Source organism: Flavobacterium adhaerens (assembly GCF_040045115.1).
GTDB lineage: Bacteria > Bacteroidota > Bacteroidia > Flavobacteriales > Flavobacteriaceae > Flavobacterium > Flavobacterium adhaerens.
In genome coordinates this window covers 362938-379336 of sequence record NZ_JBDLZX010000004.1, presented here as the reverse complement: position 1 = coordinate 379336, position 16399 = coordinate 362938, and the positions used below count along the sequence as shown (strand labels likewise).

Annotated in this window: 13 protein-coding genes; 11 read left to right on the top strand and 2 right to left on the bottom strand. The window is 33.4% G+C overall.

Translation table 11 applies throughout. From position 1 onward, the window contains the following. Window positions 1-38: 38 nt before the first annotated feature. Complete coding sequence (locus ABEB18_RS07915) at window positions 39-2357, top strand: type IA DNA topoisomerase (RefSeq protein ID WP_348798693.1); 2319 nt, start codon at window positions 39-41, stop codon at window positions 2355-2357. A gap of 163 nt (window positions 2358-2520) precedes the next feature. Then, a complete protein-coding gene (locus ABEB18_RS07910; RefSeq protein WP_348798691.1) occupies window positions 2521-3000 on the top strand; it encodes a DUF6265 family protein in 480 nt (159 codons plus the stop codon). Between the two features lie 136 nt (window positions 3001-3136). On the opposite strand, the gene ABEB18_RS07905 is transcribed toward ABEB18_RS07910, so the two are convergent. Next, complete coding sequence (locus ABEB18_RS07905; protein WP_348798690.1) at window positions 3137-4339, bottom strand: ammonium transporter; 1203 nt, start codon at window positions 4337-4339, stop codon at window positions 3137-3139. A gap of 36 nt (window positions 4340-4375) precedes the next feature. Beyond that, complete coding sequence (locus ABEB18_RS07900) at window positions 4376-4714, bottom strand: P-II family nitrogen regulator (RefSeq protein ID WP_348798688.1); 339 nt, start codon at window positions 4712-4714, stop codon at window positions 4376-4378. A gap of 523 nt (window positions 4715-5237) precedes the next feature. Here ABEB18_RS07900 and ABEB18_RS07895 point away from each other — a divergent pair. From ABEB18_RS07895 to ABEB18_RS07855, 9 genes are all read left to right on the top strand, one after another. Beyond that, window positions 5238-7385, top strand: a complete 2148-nt coding sequence (locus ABEB18_RS07895; protein ID WP_348798687.1) for a TonB-dependent siderophore receptor — start codon at window positions 5238-5240, stop codon at window positions 7383-7385. A 104-nt stretch (window positions 7386-7489) separates the two neighbouring features. Beyond that, window positions 7490-8215: a hypothetical protein gene (locus ABEB18_RS07890; RefSeq protein ID WP_348798686.1), complete on the top strand. Its 726-nt coding sequence runs from the start codon at window positions 7490-7492 to the stop codon at window positions 8213-8215. A gap of 8 nt (window positions 8216-8223) precedes the next feature. After that, complete coding sequence (locus ABEB18_RS07885; RefSeq protein ID WP_348798684.1) at window positions 8224-8556, top strand: hypothetical protein; 333 nt, start codon at window positions 8224-8226, stop codon at window positions 8554-8556. Window positions 8557-8567: 11 nt separating this feature from the next. Further along, window positions 8568-8858 (top strand): hypothetical protein, encoded by a 291-nt coding sequence (locus tag ABEB18_RS07880; protein WP_348798683.1) that lies wholly within the window; start codon window positions 8568-8570, stop codon window positions 8856-8858. A gap of 12 nt (window positions 8859-8870) precedes the next feature. Then, a complete protein-coding gene (locus ABEB18_RS07875; protein WP_348798682.1) occupies window positions 8871-10427 on the top strand; it encodes a PepSY-associated TM helix domain-containing protein in 1557 nt (518 codons plus the stop codon). Between the two features lie 20 nt (window positions 10428-10447). After that, complete coding sequence (locus ABEB18_RS07870) at window positions 10448-11611, top strand: PepSY-associated TM helix domain-containing protein (protein WP_348798681.1); 1164 nt, start codon at window positions 10448-10450, stop codon at window positions 11609-11611. Between the two features lie 234 nt (window positions 11612-11845). Further along, window positions 11846-14188: a TonB-dependent siderophore receptor gene (locus tag ABEB18_RS07865; RefSeq protein WP_348798679.1), complete on the top strand. Its 2343-nt coding sequence runs from the start codon at window positions 11846-11848 to the stop codon at window positions 14186-14188. 224 nt (window positions 14189-14412) lie between these two features. Further along, on the top strand, window positions 14413-14598 hold the full coding sequence (locus ABEB18_RS07860) for a hypothetical protein (RefSeq protein ID WP_348798677.1): 186 nt from the start codon (window positions 14413-14415) through the stop codon (window positions 14596-14598). A 203-nt stretch (window positions 14599-14801) separates the two neighbouring features. Beyond that, window positions 14802-16322 (top strand): ankyrin repeat domain-containing protein, encoded by a 1521-nt coding sequence (locus tag ABEB18_RS07855; protein WP_348798676.1) that lies wholly within the window; start codon window positions 14802-14804, stop codon window positions 16320-16322. The last annotated feature ends 77 nt before the right edge of the window (window positions 16323-16399 follow it).

Below are 16399 nucleotides of genomic sequence, written 5' to 3'. Positions count from 1 at the left end.
CAAAATTCCTAATTTCGCCTTCAAATCCTAAAGAAAAAATGAAGGTCTGTATTGCCGAAAAACCAAGTGTCGCACGCGAAATTGCATCCGTTTTGGGTGCCAATACAAAACGTGATGGTTATTACGAAGGTAATGGTTATGCCGTGACTTACACTTTCGGTCATTTGTGTACTTTAAAAGAACCCAACGATTACAAACCACACTGGAAAGGCTGGGATTTGAACAACTTACCGATGCTTCCCGAAAAATTTGAAACCAAAGTAGTTCAAAATTCAGGTATTCAAAAACAATTCAAAATCGTAAAAAGTCTCTTTGACAAAGCCGAATTGGTTATCAATTGTGGGGATGCTGGACAAGAAGGAGAACTCATTCAGCGTTGGGTAATGAACGAAGCGCAATACAAAGGCGAAGTAAAACGTTTGTGGATTTCTTCGCTGACTACAGAAGCTATCAAAGAAGGTTTTGAAAACCTGAAACCCTCAACCAACTACGATAATTTATTCTACGCCGGATTCTCCAGAGCCATTGGCGACTGGCTACTTGGCATGAATGCCACCCGACTGTACACCGTAAAACATGGCGGATACAAACAGGTTTTATCCATTGGGAGAGTACAAACCCCAACATTGGCAATGGTTGTAGATCGATTCAAAGAAATCGAAAATTTTAAACCACAACCCTATTGGGAATTACAAACATTATATAGAGAAACTCTTTTTAGCTATGAAGAAGGCCGCTTTTTGAATAAAGAAGATGGTGAAATTCTGGCCAACAAAGTCAAAGAAAGCGAGTTCGAAATTGTTTCTGTCGAAAAAAAGAACGGCAACGAATATGCTCCAAAACTATTTGATTTAACAGGATTACAGGTATATTGTAACCAAAAATTTGGATTTTCAGCAGAAGAAACGCTCAAAATTGCTCAAAGTCTTTACGAACAAAAAGTAATCACTTACCCGAGAGTCGATACTACTTTTTTATCGAATGATATTTATCCGAAAGTACCAGGAATTTTGCAAAAATTGACGAATTACACCGAACTGACCCAACCGATTTTAGAGAAAAAAATCAAAAAATCGCCCAAAGTTTTCAACGACAAAAAAGTAACGGATCACCATGCCATTATTCCAACTGGAGTCGAGATCAATTTACCATACAATCAGCAACAGGTATATGATATTATTGTAAAGCGATTTATTGCGGTTTTTTATGATGATTGTTTGGTCGCCAACACCACTGTAATCGGGAAAGCTGCCAAAGTCACTTTTAAAACAACTGGGAAAGAAATTTTAAAAAAAGGTTTTCGAGTAGTTTTTGAAGCTTCGTCTTCGCTCAGTTCTAATGCTAAAGAAAAAGAAGCCGATATTTTGCCAAGTTTTACCGTTGGCGAAAAAGGTCCGCACGAACCTTCTTTTCTACAAAAAGAAACCAAACCGCCCAATCAGTTTACCGAAGCGACTTTACTGCGTGCCATGGAAACCGCAGGAAAACAAGTGGATGACGAAGATTTACGTGAATTGATGAAAGAAAATGGTATTGGTCGTCCGTCAACACGTGCGAATATTATCGAAACACTTTTCAAACGCCAGTATATTGTTCGGAACAAAAAACAGGTTTTGCCAACACCAACTGGAATTCAACTGATTGACACGATTCAGAATGAGTTAATCAAATCAGCTGAACTTACGGGGTCCTGGGAAAAGCAATTGAAAGATATTGAAAAAGGCGAATTTACCGCTGGATCCTTTATTGCCAACATGAAACGTATGGTAGAAGCTTTGGTCTATGAAGTCCGAAGCGAAACCCGAAGCGCCAATATTTCGCATGCTTCTACGATTCAGAAGGGAGCAATTGTAGCTGAAAAAAAGAAAGCCGAAGGAATTTTGGCAGAAACTTGTCCGAAATGCCAAAAAGGGAATTTCATCAAAGGAAAATCGGCTTATGGATGCAGCGAATACAAATCGGGTTGTGATTTTGTATTGCCTTTTGTCTTTTTGGATAAAAAAATTACAGAAAGCCAGTATTTAAGACTGCTCCAAAAAGGTTCAACGGTCAATATAAAAGGCTTCAAAATAGGTTCTGAAACTGTAGAGGGCTTAATTCGTTTTGAGAAAAATTATATTCTCAAATTAGAACCAAAGAAAACCGAACCAAAAGCCAATCCAACTACAACATCGGATATAGTAACTTGTCCTAAGTGCAAAAAAGGTGTTATCCTAAAAGGGAAAACAGCTTACGGTTGTGGGGATTATAAATTGGGCTGTGATTTTAAAGTTACTTTTGATTTGGTCAGGGAAAAATTAAAAGACCAAAAACCAACTAAGGAATTGGTTCATACTATCTTGAAAGAAATCATTTAAAAAGTTATTTCGAAAAGACACAAAAAGACAACACGGAGATTTACATTTTTTTTTAATCATTTTCGTATAACTTGTTTTTTCTCTGTGTATCTCTGTGAAATAAAAACACTACGCTTTTTTTTCCTAATTTAGCATCTCAACCTTTTACTCAAAAACAATTATTATGAAAACTCCAATTTTACTTACTATAGCGTTATTAGCTTTTGTCTCTTGCAAAAAAACCGAAGCTACCGAAAAAGACCAAATCAAAACTGCTAATTGGTTATTAGGAAAGTGGAATGCTAAAATAGACGAAGGTGAACTTACAGAGAGTTGGAAACAAATTAACGATAGCACTTTTCAGGGCGAATCGTTCTTTATCAAAGGAAAAGACACCCTCCATTTTGAACAAATTACACTACAACAAAAAGGTGAAAAACTAGTTTACAATGCCTCAGTAAAAGGTCAAAACGAAAACAAAGCAGTACCTTTTACCCTTACCAATCAAGCCGAAAAACAATTGGTATTTGAAAACGCAAAACATGATTATCCGCAAAAAATAACCTATTCATTAGTAAACAATGACAGTTTGGTAGCTATTATATCTGGTGTGCAACTAGGGAAACCAAGTTCTGAAACTTTTGGCATGAAGAAAGTTCAATAATCTAAATATCTATTTAAAATAAAACCTACATCAAAAAGCAATAATTGATGTAGGTTTTTTTATGAATTACAAAATTTAAATTTTCTAAAAATCTTTGTTTTATTTTAAAGTAACCCCGTTGGGTGAATGTGAATTTTTATTCATTATAAGCTTTTGTCGCATGTTCATGAATATCAAGTCCATCTAATTCTTCTTCTTTCGTAACACGGATACCCATTGTTTTTATCAGAATAAAAATAATGATAAATGAAGTCACCACTGTCCAAGCACCAATTGCTAATACTCCAATAGCTTGAGTTCCTAATTTTTCGAATCCACCACCATAAAACAATCCACCATCTATGGCAAAAACACCTACCAGCAATGTTCCCAAAGCACCACAAACACCATGAACCGAAACCGCTCCAACTGGATCATCAATTTTTAATTTTTTATCGATAAACTCGATAGAAAACACCACTACAATTCCACAAATAAGACCGATACAGAATGCACCAAATGTATCTACAGCAGCGCAACCAGCAGTTACACCAACCAAACCAGCCAAAACACCGTTTAAGGTCATTGATATATCAGGTTTTTTGTACACAATCCAGGTGACAAACATTGCAGCCAAAGCACCAGAAGCACCAGCTAAATTTGTAGTTATGAAAATCCCGGCTACTTTAAGAGCATTGTCTCCAGAAATGGCTAATTGAGAACCTGGATTAAAACCAAACCATCCCACCCAAAGAATAAACACCCCAAGAGCACCTAACATTAAACTGTGTCCGGGAATTGCATTGGCTGTACCATCTGCATTATATTTACCGATTCTAGGACCTACCATAGCAGCTGCTACCAATGATGCCCAACCTCCTACTGAGTGCACTACTGATGAACCAGCAAAATCAGTAAATCCCATTTTGGCTAACCAACCGCCACTATTCCAAACCCAGCTTCCTGAAATTGGGTAAATTACTAATGTCATCAAAAGTGAAAAGATTAGATAAGTAGTAAATTTAGTTCTTTCGGCTATGGCTCCAGAAACGATAGTTGCAGCAGTAGCAGCAAATACTGTTTGAAAAAACAAACTATGCATGTCTTTTGCACTGTCAAAAAGTAAACTTGGTGTACCAATAAATCCTGATATAGATTCTCCATACATTAATGAATATCCTATAATCCAGAAGGCCACGCTCCCGATACAGAAATCCATTAAGTTTTTCATAATAATATTACCTGTATTTTTAGATCTAGCAAAACCTGTTTCTACTAGTGTAAAACCTGCTTGCATGAAAAACACCAAAATTCCGCAGATTAGAACCCACATTAAGTCTATTACAGCATTCGTATCCATATTTTTATGTTATTTAAAATTCGTAAAATTGTTTAATTAATTCACAGCATCTGTTCCGCTCTCTTTTGTTCTAATTCGGTAGGTTTCTATTACTTCGGAAACAAAAATTTTGCCATCACCCACCATACCTGTATAAGCTGATTGCAATAATGCTTCGACGGTTCTGTCCAAAAAAGGATCCGAAACAACGATTGATAAATACCTACGCTGAATATCAGAAGTACTGTAACTAACACCACGATAAACATGCCCTTCTTTTTCGTTACCTACACCGGTAACATCCCAGTAGCTAAAAAAGTTTACCCCAATTTGATGCAAAGCTGTCTTTACATCTTCGAATTTTGATTTTCGAATAACTGCTTCAATTTTTTTCATAACAATAGTGGTTTATATTTTGATTCTTATCAAAAATATGTCTTTTTATCCAATACCCCTTAATTTTATAAGGTATTAAGTTAAACTTTTAAATATTTATCAATAAGACCCCTTGTTTTACATATGTAATCTTATTTTACAAACCTCAAAAAAAAGAAATCCGTAATCAGTCATACCAAATCAAAAGTTGTTTTTGGTAAAAAAAAAGTCAGAAGTGATTTTTATATACAATTTTTACTACATCTTTTTTTCAAAAAAAACTATTCTGTAAAAAAAGATCAAAAACAAACTATACAACAGATGTTCCTTTTTTTTAAAATCAGTATACAAAAACCTAAACTAAATAACAATACTTATCCTATATATAAACAATCATATAGCAAATACAGTTCTCAATTATCACTTTACAAACCTATACAGACCAAGTGATTAATGTTTTTTATTTGTATTTATTCTAAATAAACTTTGTTAACAATAAATTAGTATTTAAATTTGCGCCAATATTTAATCAATCTAAATAAAAATGAAGAACGTAATTTTACTGTCCTCTGCATTATTATTAACAGTAGCTAGTTTTGCACAAGAGACAAAAAAAGACACTATCAGTAATTTACAAGAAGTACAAGTTTCAAATAAGTACAAATACAAAAGAGAAAAAAGTGTTAGTGTTTCAAAAATGCCTTTGAAAGACATTGAGAATCCACAAGTTTATAACACTGTTACGAGTGAATTAATAAAAGAACAAGTTGTAACCAACTTGAATGATGCTCTAAAAAATGCCACAGGAATTACACGCCTTTGGGAATCAACTGGACGTGGAACTGATGGAGCAGAATACTTTAGTATGAGAGGTTTTGCAGTTCAACCTACAATGGTAAATGGTTTACCAGCTGTTTCTAACACTACTACCGACCCAATCAATGTTGATAATATCGAAGTAATCAAAGGACCTTCTGGAACTTTATTCGGAAGTAGCTTAATTTCATACGGAGGTTTAATTAACATTGTTACCAAAAAACCTTACCATTCTTTTGGAGGTGAAATTGGATATACTTCTGGAACTTACGGAATGGACAGAGTAACAGCTGATATTAACATTCCTTTACAAGAAGGTTTATCTATACGATTGAATTCGGCTTATCAAAATGAAAATTCGTTCCAAGATTCAGGCTTTTCTAAATCATTTTTCTTCGCACCATCGTTAGAATACCAAGTAAGCGACCGTTTGACATTCTTGGTAAATACTGAATTTTTGAGCAGAAATTCAGCAATTGCTCCAATGATTTTCTTGAACAGAGGAGTTCCTCTATCATTCCACTCAATGGATTTATTTGATCAAAACTATAAGAAATCATACAATTCAAATGATTTGGTTATGAGTAACCCATCATTCAACATGCAAACTCAGATGTTATATAAACTATCTGACCAATGGACCTCTCAAACCGTATTATCTAGAAGCCATACCAAAACATTTGGTTACTACTCTTACCTTTGGGATGGAGGAAATGGAGATCAGTTTGGGAGATTTATTTCTAAAGGAAATGGCCAAACTAACACAACAGATATCCAACAAAACTTCAACGGTGATTTCAAACTTTTTGGTTTAAGAAATAGAATCGTAGTTGGTTTGGATTATTTTTATTCAAACATTACCAGCTTAAGCTCAGCTTGGGTAGCCAATGGTGTTGTATCGCTTAAAAACCAAAAGGACGATGGAGATTTGACTCAAGCCGGAGTTGATAAAAAAATAGCGGCTGCTTTTGATCCAAATAATCCTCCTATAAACAATCAAGCCGAAACACAAGTTATGAGTGCTTACGTTTCAGATGTTATCAATGTTACTGATAATTTTAGTGCGATGTTGAGTTTAAGAGTTGATAACTTCAAATCTACTACTGCAGCTGAATCTAATGACCAAACGGCAGTTTCTCCGAAATTTGGATTAGTTTACCAATTAATCGAGAACAAGCTTTCGGTATTTGGTAACTATATGAATGGTTTCTCTAACATTATGCCACAACAAGTTTCAGATATTGGTGGAGGTAATACTCGTATGGAATCATTTACACCAGAACACGCAAATCAGTATGAGTTCGGAATAAAAACCAACTTGTTTAAAGATATTATTTCAGGATCTATTAGTTATTATAACATTAATGTAACAGACAAATTAATGACAGATCCAGTCAATGTTAATGATTTTGTACAAGATGGAGCTGTGTTTAGCAGAGGAATTGAAGTAAGCGCTACTGCAAACCCAGTTGAAGGACTAAACATTATTGCTGGTTATAGCAAAAACAAAAGTGAAGTTACTAAAGAAACTGCTGGCGCTGGTTATTTAGGTTTGAGACCAGAAGAAGCAGGACCAGAAACTATGGTTAACTACTGGGTAAGCTATTCTTTCCCAACAGGTGACTTAAAAGGATTTGGTATTGGATTTGGTGGAAACTATGCTAGTGAATACAAAACTATGAACCGTTCTAACATTGGAACTTTTGCATTGCCAAGTTATAACATTTTGAATTCGTCGCTTTCATACTCCGCTAAAAAATTTAATATTTCATTAAAATTAAACAATCTCACAAATCAGAAATATTATTCTGGTTGGTCAACCATAACGCCTCAACGTTTGAGAAGTGTTTATGCGGGTATAACCTATAAATTTTAAGAATCTCAGTTAGCTACTTTTTTTCAATTTAAAACTCCTCATCCAAATGAGGAGTTTTACATATTTTAATAGAAAACTTTTTTATAATAAAAAACTATAAAACTATGAAAACAACATTTTTAAAAAAAATCGCATTTGCAACAGTAGCACTGCTATTTTCTGCAACATCATTCGCACACGCACTTTGGATAGAAACTAAATCTACAGGAACCAAAGGCAAAGCACAAGAAATCAATGTTTATTTTGGTGAATTTTCCGACAATGACATTACGCCTGCGGCTAAATGGTTTTCAGATTTAAAAGATTTTAGTTTAGTCGCTATTAGTCCAAGTAAAAAAGAAATAAAATTATCGGCTACAATGCTTGACAATAAATACCAAGCATTATTTACACCAGAAGAAGAAGGTGTTTATACTATCGTAATACATCATTTGGTAAAAGATGTTTACGGTACTATGAAATTGGATTATAACTCAAGCACTACAGTAAGCGTTGGCAAATCTGAAACAGGTAATGTAGCAGAAAATAATTCTAACATCATTACTGTATTCAACTCAAAAGCTACTGCTTTGAAAAAAGACAGTCCTGTTACACTAACCGTTCGTTACAAAAACGAAATTGCAAAAAGTCAAAAAGTAAAAGTAATTGCTCCTAATGGATGGGAAAAAGAATTATGGAGTAATGATAAAGGAGAAGTGACTTTCACTCCTATCTGGACAGGAAATTATATGGCCGAATTTGCTATTACCGAGAAAGAATCTGGAGATCACAACGGAAAAAAATTCGACGAAGTTTGGCAAATGGCCACCTATTTAATTAGCGTAAAATAGTTTAAAAGATGATAACTCTAGCTATCTTCATACTTTTTGTAGCTTTCTATGCATTGTACTACACTTCTAAGAAAGCTACATTAACCTATAATCATTCTATTGAAAAATGGATGAAAAACCACCCATCTCAAACTAAGTTTTTTGGAGTAAGCTTATTAATTATTGCCTATCTAATTTGGGTAGCAACAACTGCATTTGGAGTTGGGAGCTTAGTGTTTAGTATAGCTTTAATGACCATTGGAAGTTTGATAGTTATTTTAAAACCATTAGAATATATTACTTTCAAGAACATATTCCTACTGTTTATCCTTATTGGTATTATTGAATTTTATTACTCTTAAATCCAAATTATATGCCTGCGAATCCAAAATATTTAACCAAATCCAAAACACAACGTTTTGCAAAAATTACCGCAGCTATATTGGGCGGTTATTTAGTATCGGTAAGTTTTCATCTGGCTCTAGCCGCTTGGTTTGACCGTGCCAATGTAATCATAACTATGGCTTTCAGTTGTTTTATCCTTTGGGTCGCATTGATGGTAATCGCTTTTCTTGCCAAAAATGGATGGAAAATATGGGGAATATTTTTAGCCTTAACATTAGTATTCTCCACAATAGTGTATTGGGGACAAACTCATAATTAATAGCCTCTTTTTATGAATAACAGAAATTATAATATCTTTTTTCACACCCACACTGTTAGTGGAATAGTAATAAGCGTTGTTCTTTATGTAATTTTCTTTGCTGGTTCTTTTTCGTTTTTCAAAGATGACATTACCAATTGGGAAAGAAACGAATCTGTTGCCAATTCGAAAGCTATTTCAGTAAATACAGAAAACCTACTGGATTCTATCAATAAAGAAACCAATTTACACGGTCGAACAATTTCAATATCCAAACACAGTATTCAAAGAAGGGTAAATGTTTCATTGGAAGAATCCAAAGACAGCCTCGCTAGCAAAAAAGATAAAGAAGGTAAGTTTTTCTATCTCGACACCAAAACGTTCAAACAATCCACTTATGAAGAATCGTATTCATTGGGTGAATTTTTGTACCGTCTTCACTTTCTGGCTCAAATCCCATACCCTGTGGGTTATTATCTTTCCGGATTTGTGGCTTTGTTCTTCTTGTTTGCCACAGTGACTGGAGTATTATTGCACTGGAACAAAATAGTTTCTGCTTTTTACGTATTCAGACCTAAAGAAAAATTAAAAACGCTATGGACTGATACGCATACTTCACTTGGTGTTTTAAGCTTACCATTTCAGTTTGTGTATGCCGTAACGGGAGCATTTTTTATGATTAAACTATTAGTCATTGCTCCTACCCTTACCGCTTTATATGAAGGTGACCAAAAAAAATTATTTATAGAATTAGGATACGATTCGCCTCCACGCGAATTTGGATACAAACCCTTACAAGCTCCTTATCATATCAATGATTTTGTGGTCGATGCCCAAAACAAATGGAAAGATTTTAATGTAACACACATTGAAATTGAAAATTACGGAGATGTAAATATGCATCTAACTGTTAGCGGACAATTGGCTTCTAAACAACAATTTACAGGAGAAGGAAAATTGGTTTACAATATTGCTTCCGGAAAAGTTGTAAAAGAAAAAAATCCATATACACAAACCACCTATTTGGATACGGTAAAAAATTTACTTTACGTTCTTCACTTTGCCAATTACGGTGGTTATTCCCTAAAAATAATTAGCTTTATTTTAGGAATTATTGGGTGTGTCGTAATCATTTCGGGTGTGATGATTTGGTTAGTGGCTCGTCAAAAAAAGGGAATGCCTGAAAACAAAAGACGTTTTAATCGTAGAGTCGTTCGTGTTTATTTGGCTATTTGTTTGAGTATGTACCCAATAACAGCTTTGACTTTTATTGTTTGCAAAGCTTTTTATCCAATTAGTCAATCCAATATTTATACTTTTTATTTTGTGAGCTGGTTGTTGTTAACAGTATTTTTTATCATCAAAAGAAACGATGCATTTACCAACAAATTTAGTTTGCTATCAGGTAGTATTTTAGGATTTTTGGTTCCGTTAACCAACGGAATCGTAACTGGGAATTGGTTCTGGAAAACCTTTAGCAATAATCAATTTCAAGTGTTTTTTATAGATGCATTTTGGATTATCTTAGCTTCAACTACACTCTATGTCACATTTAAATTGAAACCCACAAAACAATCTAAATTGGTTTAATCATTTTGAAGTTAAGAATAATGAATTTTAAAAAATCTATTGGCAAAATACATTTATGGTTAGGATTAGCATCAGGCCTAATTGTATTTATATTGGGAATTACAGGTTGTATCTATGTTTTCGAAGAAGAATTACGACCAATAGTTCACGAATATTATCAAGTAGATGAAATAAAAAACAAACCATTACCCCTAAGCCAACTTTTAGAAATTGCCAAAACAAAAATTGGTAAACCAATTTCGGGTTGTAAAATCATAAATGAACAAGACCGAACTATTGCTTTCTGGAGTTTTACCGAGCTCGAAAGCAATAGTATTTGGTTCTGGAATCACTACGACAGATTGTATATCTACATAGATCCTTATACTGGAAACATCAAGGAGATAGAAAATTTCAATTTTGAATTCTTCTTCTTTGTGAGAATGTTGCATCAAACACTACTGTTAGAACACACTATTGGGGATCCAATTGTGGGTACCGCCACTATTATTTTCATCATTTCATTAATTACGGGGCTTATACTTTGGTGGCCCAAAAACAAAAGTGCAACCAAACAACGTTTTTGGTTTCAGTGGAAAGACTCCACCAAATGGAAACGAAAAAATTATGATATTCATAATATCCTAGGGTATTACACTATGATCTTTACTTTGATTATTGCACTTACTGGATTGGTTTGGGCTTTTGATTGGTTCGATTCGGGGATGCAATGGGCCTTAAATGGTGGAAAAGCCACTGAAAAAAAGGAAAAAACAGTTTCAGATACGACTCAAATAAATTTGAAACACGATCTGGACAAAATTTATTCTCATACTAAAGAAATGCATCCCAATGCCAAAAGTTATTTTGTATTTGTTCCTAAAGATACAGCAGCAACTTTACAAACCTTTATTCGTTTCAAAAACCGTGTCGATGATTTATCTATCGAATACGACCAATACACTGGAAAAAAACTAAAAACCACAGCCTTTGAACATAAAAATTTAGGCGAAAAATTCCGTTTTATCAATTATGATTTACATGTAGGAAGTATTCTTGGTTTCCCTGGAAAGGTGTTGGCATTTTTTGCCAGTTTAGTAGCAGCCAGTTTGCCAATTACCGGTTTTATGATTTGGTGGGGACGTAATAAGAAAAAGAAAAAAAATCCTATTGTTAAAAAGGAAAAAATTTATACTTCAAATTAATTCAAACCATTTGAAGAATTGACCTGTAAAAAACAAAGTATTCAACTGAATATCAAAAGAAACAGTTCTTCTTTACATTTACAGCAGTTAAATCTATCAAACAGCTAACATATCTGAATAAATATAACAAAATTATTTTTATTTAATCTAAATAAAAACATTAAAATCGATTTTGATTATTTACTTTTGCGTCTAATTGGTCTAAATAATATTAGTAATTAAAACCAAAAAAAAATGATCAATTTCAAAAAGAGTATACCACAATTTATCTTATTAACTTGTCTATTCCTATTTTTCAGCATCACAGCTTCTGCCCAACAGAATTATGGCAAAATAAAAGGTACTATAACAACTTCCGATGGTAGCCCTGCTGATGGAGTAAACATTATACTTAAAGATTCAAAATACGGAACCATTTCTAATGAGGATGGAAGTTTTGAATTTAATAAAGTAAAAGCCAACAGTTATACATTAGTCATCACTCTTACTGGCTATGAATCCGTAGAAAAAGATGTTGTGGTTTACGAAAGTGAAACATCAAATCTTCAAATACAATTAAAGGTTTCAAACAAAGAATTAAAAGAAGTCGTTATAAACGGAAATGGACGCAAAACTATTACATCAAAAAAAACCGATTATGTAGCTAGAATGCCTCTAAAGAATCTTGAAAATCCACAGGTATATAGCGTAATTCCAAAAGAACTTTTACAAGAGCAAATCTCAGTAGATGTTAAAAGTGCCGTACAAAATTCGCCTGGAGCTGTATCAGTGAGCTATCCATCAGGAGGAGTTGGTGTAACATTCAGAGGTTTCTCTGTTGGTATAAATGCCCGTAATGGTATGGAAACAGTATCAGGTCGTTCCTCTACTGATTTATCAAATGTAGAAAGAATTGAAATTCTAAAAGGGCCTTCGGGAACTTTATTTGGTTCTACTGTTTCTTCTTTTGGTGGCGTAGTAAATTTAGTAACTAAAAAACCTTTTGAAGAAAAAGCAGTTGAGGTTTCTTACACCACTGGTAGCTTTAGTTTAAATCGATTAACCGCCGATATTAACACCCCATTAAATAAAGACAAAACAGTCTTATTCCGTTTTAATTTTGCTGCTAACAAAGAAAAAAGCTTTTTAGATTATGGTTTTAGCAATTCAACAGCTATCGCTCCAAGTCTTATATACAAAGCTTCAGACAAGCTAACATTCTCTTTAGATGCGGAATTGTATAGTGCTAATAATACTAGACGAACTTACAATACCTATGCGGCTAATTCGGGAATTACAAATCCAGAAAAATTATTGATTGACTATAAAAAATCAATGTTTCATGATGATAATGATGCAAAATCAACAGGGACAAAAATTTTCGCTCAAGCTGAATACGATTTGTCGGAAAACTGGAAATCGACAACATTGTTCTCATTCGTAGGTGAAGATGTAGAACGCAGTTATCAAAGCTATGCTGTTTGGAGTTCTCCAAAAGATGTTGCGAGAAGAGTTGGACTTTGGGGACCTATTTACAACAATTACACTAATATTCAAGAAAACGTCAATGGTAAATTCAGCACTTTTGGAATCAAACATAATGTACTTGTAGGAGCCAATTACAGATATTACAGCTCCAATTTTTCGGGAGGAACAACATTTACACTAGACAATATAGATGTAACCACCCCTTTTACACCAATCCGAAGAAAAGCAGTTGATGCAGGTTTAGTTTTAACTACTTCCCCTGTAGCCAATCAAAAAACGTTCAGTACCTATGTTACCGATGTTATTAGCTTTACCGATAGACTTTCAACAATGTTAAGTTTGCGTTTTGATAATTTCAATCGCGATGAAATTCCAACCGCAAAAGCGTATCACCAAAACTCTTGGGCACCAAAATTAGGTTTGGTTTACGAAGTAGTTAAAAATCAAGTTTCTGTTTTCGGAAATTATATGAATGGTTTCCAAAATATGGCCCCTGTTACACAACCCGATGCAACTCAATTAGTTTTAGACCCAATTTATGCTGAACAATACGAAGGAGGAGTAAAAGCTGAAATTTTTAATAAAAAAGTTAATGCTACTGTAAGTTATTACAACATTACGATTGATAATGCTACAAGAACAGAAACAAGAACTGACGGAAATTATACTATTCAAGATGGTAAACAAGTAAGCAAAGGATATGAATTTGAATTGATTGCAAATCCAATTACTGGATTAAACATTATTGCTGGATATGCGTACAACGACAACCGTATTATCAAAGCTACAAATGCTGCAATCGAAGGAAACAAAGCAACCAATTCACCCGAAAATGTAGTTAATTTTTGGACATCTTATACTTTTCAGAATTATCTAAAAGGCTTTGGAATTGGTTTTGGAGCGAACTATGTAGATGAAAATTATTTTAATGCCGAAAATACAGTTTATATGCCTTCATACACTGTGCTAAATTCTACAGTATTTTATGAAAAACCTAGTTGGAGAATAGGACTAAAAATCAACAACATAACCAATGAAAAATACTGGGATATCTGGGGTGCATCGCAAGCACCAACAAATGTTTTAGGAAGTTTGACAATCAAATTTTAACTATTATCCTATAACTTGATATTGAAAAGGTTTAAAGTAAAATCACTTTAAACCTTTTTCATTTAATCAAAATCAATCCATTATGTTTGAAACACAAGAATTGATTAAGGAGTAATTTATTTTTATTTAGAATAAATATAAATAATTTTGGAAATATAATTTTAAATAATACTTTTGTAAGTATTATATGCAACTAAAACAATAATGCAATCAAATTTATTATCATGTTGGACTATACTATCACAATATTAGAAAAAGTGAGTTTTGACTCAATCCTTTTCTCAAAAGAACTTCAAAAAGCTATACATACATTAGCACCACATGAAATCCAAAAATTAGCAAAATGGTTCTTTGATTATTCTAAATCACATACCGAACTAGAGCAATTTAAAATTCATTTTCTGAATTAGCTGTTATACAAATTTTAATAAAGGTTTTTAGCAATTAGCTTTAAACCTTTTTCTTTATAATCAGTCTAAGAAAAAAATAGTCTCTTTTCCGATACATTAGAATTGGTTTTAGACTATTTATTTTTTTACATTTGCATTTATTTTTATTTATTCTAAATAGCAGTTAATAACACTCGATTACCTAACAACCCTCATTTGATATTATGAAAAAACAACTTTTCATTTCTTTTGCACTAGCAGCAAGCTTTTTTGTAAATGCACAACAAAAAAATACTCTTTTAGATCAATCTTTTTGGAAAACAACTCCAAATGTAGCTACAGTTCAAGCCGAAATTGCTAAAGGCAACAATCCAGCAGAATCAAACGATCGCTCTTTTGATCCAGTTGTAATGGCTATCAATGCTGAAGCACCAAATGAAACCATCAAATTCTTATTGGAACAACCGGGTAATGCAGTCAACAAATCTACTCATGATAATCGCATCTATTTGCATTGGGCTGCTGGAAAAGGAAACCTTGAGATCATTGAATATCTTATCAAAAAAGGTTCAAACATCAACTTAGAAGACAGCCACGGAAGCTATCCTATCACCGCTGCTGCAAGTAGTGGACAAAAAAACACAGCTATTTATGATGCCTTCTTCAAAGCTGGTGTTGATCCGAAGAAAAAATACCAAGATGGTGCCAACTTACTACTTTTGGCAATTGCATCTGACAAAGACTTAACGATAACAAATTATTTAACTACTAAAGGATTATCCTTAAAAGATGTTGATAACAATGGTAATACAGCCTTTAATTATGTGGCTAGAACTGGAAATATTCCATTCTTAAAAACATTACTAGAAAAAGGGGTAAAATACAATGATAATGCTTTATTATTTGCCGCTCAAGGTTCTAGACGTGATACTAATCCTATAGAAGTATATCAATATTTGATCGAAGATTTAAAATTAAAACCAACTGTTCTTTCTACAGATGGAGAAACTGTACTTCATTTATTGGCAACAAAACCAAAACAAAATGAAATCATAAATTATTTAATTGCCAAAGGTGCCGATGTAAACAAAACTGACAAGTACGGAAATACAGTCTTGATGAAAGCCGCAACTTCAAGAGACAATACCGAAACTTTAGAATTATTACTGCCAATTGTAAAAAATATTACAGCTGTAAACAACAAAGGTGAATCTGCACTTACAATGGCGGTAGCATCTGGGTCTCCGAAAGCAGTCGAAATTTTACTAAACAACGGAGCGGATGCAAAAATCGTCAATAAGGAAGGAAATAATCTTGGAGTTTACTTAGTCCAATCTTATAGCCCACAAATGATGGGTCGAGGACCACAAGGAAATGGAGGCAATACCCCTAAACAAGATCCGTTTGCAGCTAAAATGAAATTATTACAAGACAAAGGTTTAGATTTGAGTGCTCCACAAAAGGACGGAAGCACTTTGTATCACTATGCATTATTAAAAAACGATTTAAATTTGCTTAAAAAAATAGCCGATTTAAAAATTGATGTAAATGCCAAAAACAATGAAGGTTTAACAGCTCTTCATAAAGCGGCAATGGTATCCAAAAACGATGAAATCTTAAAATACTTATTGTCTATTGGAGCCAAAAATGATATCAAAACCGAGTTTGACGAAACAGCTTATTCATTAGCTAAAGAAAACGAAACTTTAACCAAAAACAACGTATCTGTTGAATTTTTAAAATAATATTTATAGAGTCTAGTAGTTACAATTTGACTAAATGCAAATTGTAACTACTAATCCCTATTTCCAAATACTAATAA

What these genes read in the sequence shown, in the direction of transcription:
- ABEB18_RS07915 (WP_348798693.1), top strand. Translation starts at nt 39, where the DNA reads ATGAAGGTCTGTATTGCCGAAAAACCAAGTGTCGCACGCGAAATTGCA.
- ABEB18_RS07910 (WP_348798691.1), top strand. Translation starts at nt 2,521, where the DNA reads ATGAAAACTCCAATTTTACTTACTATAGCGTTATTAGCTTTTGTCTCT.
- ABEB18_RS07905 (WP_348798690.1), bottom strand. Translation starts at nt 4,339, where the DNA reads ATGGATACGAATGCTGTAATAGACTTAATGTGGGTTCTAATCTGCGGA.
- ABEB18_RS07900 (WP_348798688.1), bottom strand. Translation starts at nt 4,714, where the DNA reads ATGAAAAAAATTGAAGCAGTTATTCGAAAATCAAAATTCGAAGATGTA.
- ABEB18_RS07895 (WP_348798687.1), top strand. Translation starts at nt 5,238, where the DNA reads ATGAAGAACGTAATTTTACTGTCCTCTGCATTATTATTAACAGTAGCT.
- ABEB18_RS07890 (WP_348798686.1), top strand. Translation starts at nt 7,490, where the DNA reads ATGAAAACAACATTTTTAAAAAAAATCGCATTTGCAACAGTAGCACTG.
- ABEB18_RS07885 (WP_348798684.1), top strand. Translation starts at nt 8,224, where the DNA reads ATGATAACTCTAGCTATCTTCATACTTTTTGTAGCTTTCTATGCATTG.
- ABEB18_RS07880 (WP_348798683.1), top strand. Translation starts at nt 8,568, where the DNA reads ATGCCTGCGAATCCAAAATATTTAACCAAATCCAAAACACAACGTTTT.
- ABEB18_RS07875 (WP_348798682.1), top strand. Translation starts at nt 8,871, where the DNA reads ATGAATAACAGAAATTATAATATCTTTTTTCACACCCACACTGTTAGT.
- ABEB18_RS07870 (WP_348798681.1), top strand. Translation starts at nt 10,448, where the DNA reads ATGAATTTTAAAAAATCTATTGGCAAAATACATTTATGGTTAGGATTA.
- ABEB18_RS07865 (WP_348798679.1), top strand. Translation starts at nt 11,846, where the DNA reads ATGATCAATTTCAAAAAGAGTATACCACAATTTATCTTATTAACTTGT.
- ABEB18_RS07860 (WP_348798677.1), top strand. Translation starts at nt 14,413, where the DNA reads ATGTTGGACTATACTATCACAATATTAGAAAAAGTGAGTTTTGACTCA.
- ABEB18_RS07855 (WP_348798676.1), top strand. Translation starts at nt 14,802, where the DNA reads ATGAAAAAACAACTTTTCATTTCTTTTGCACTAGCAGCAAGCTTTTTT.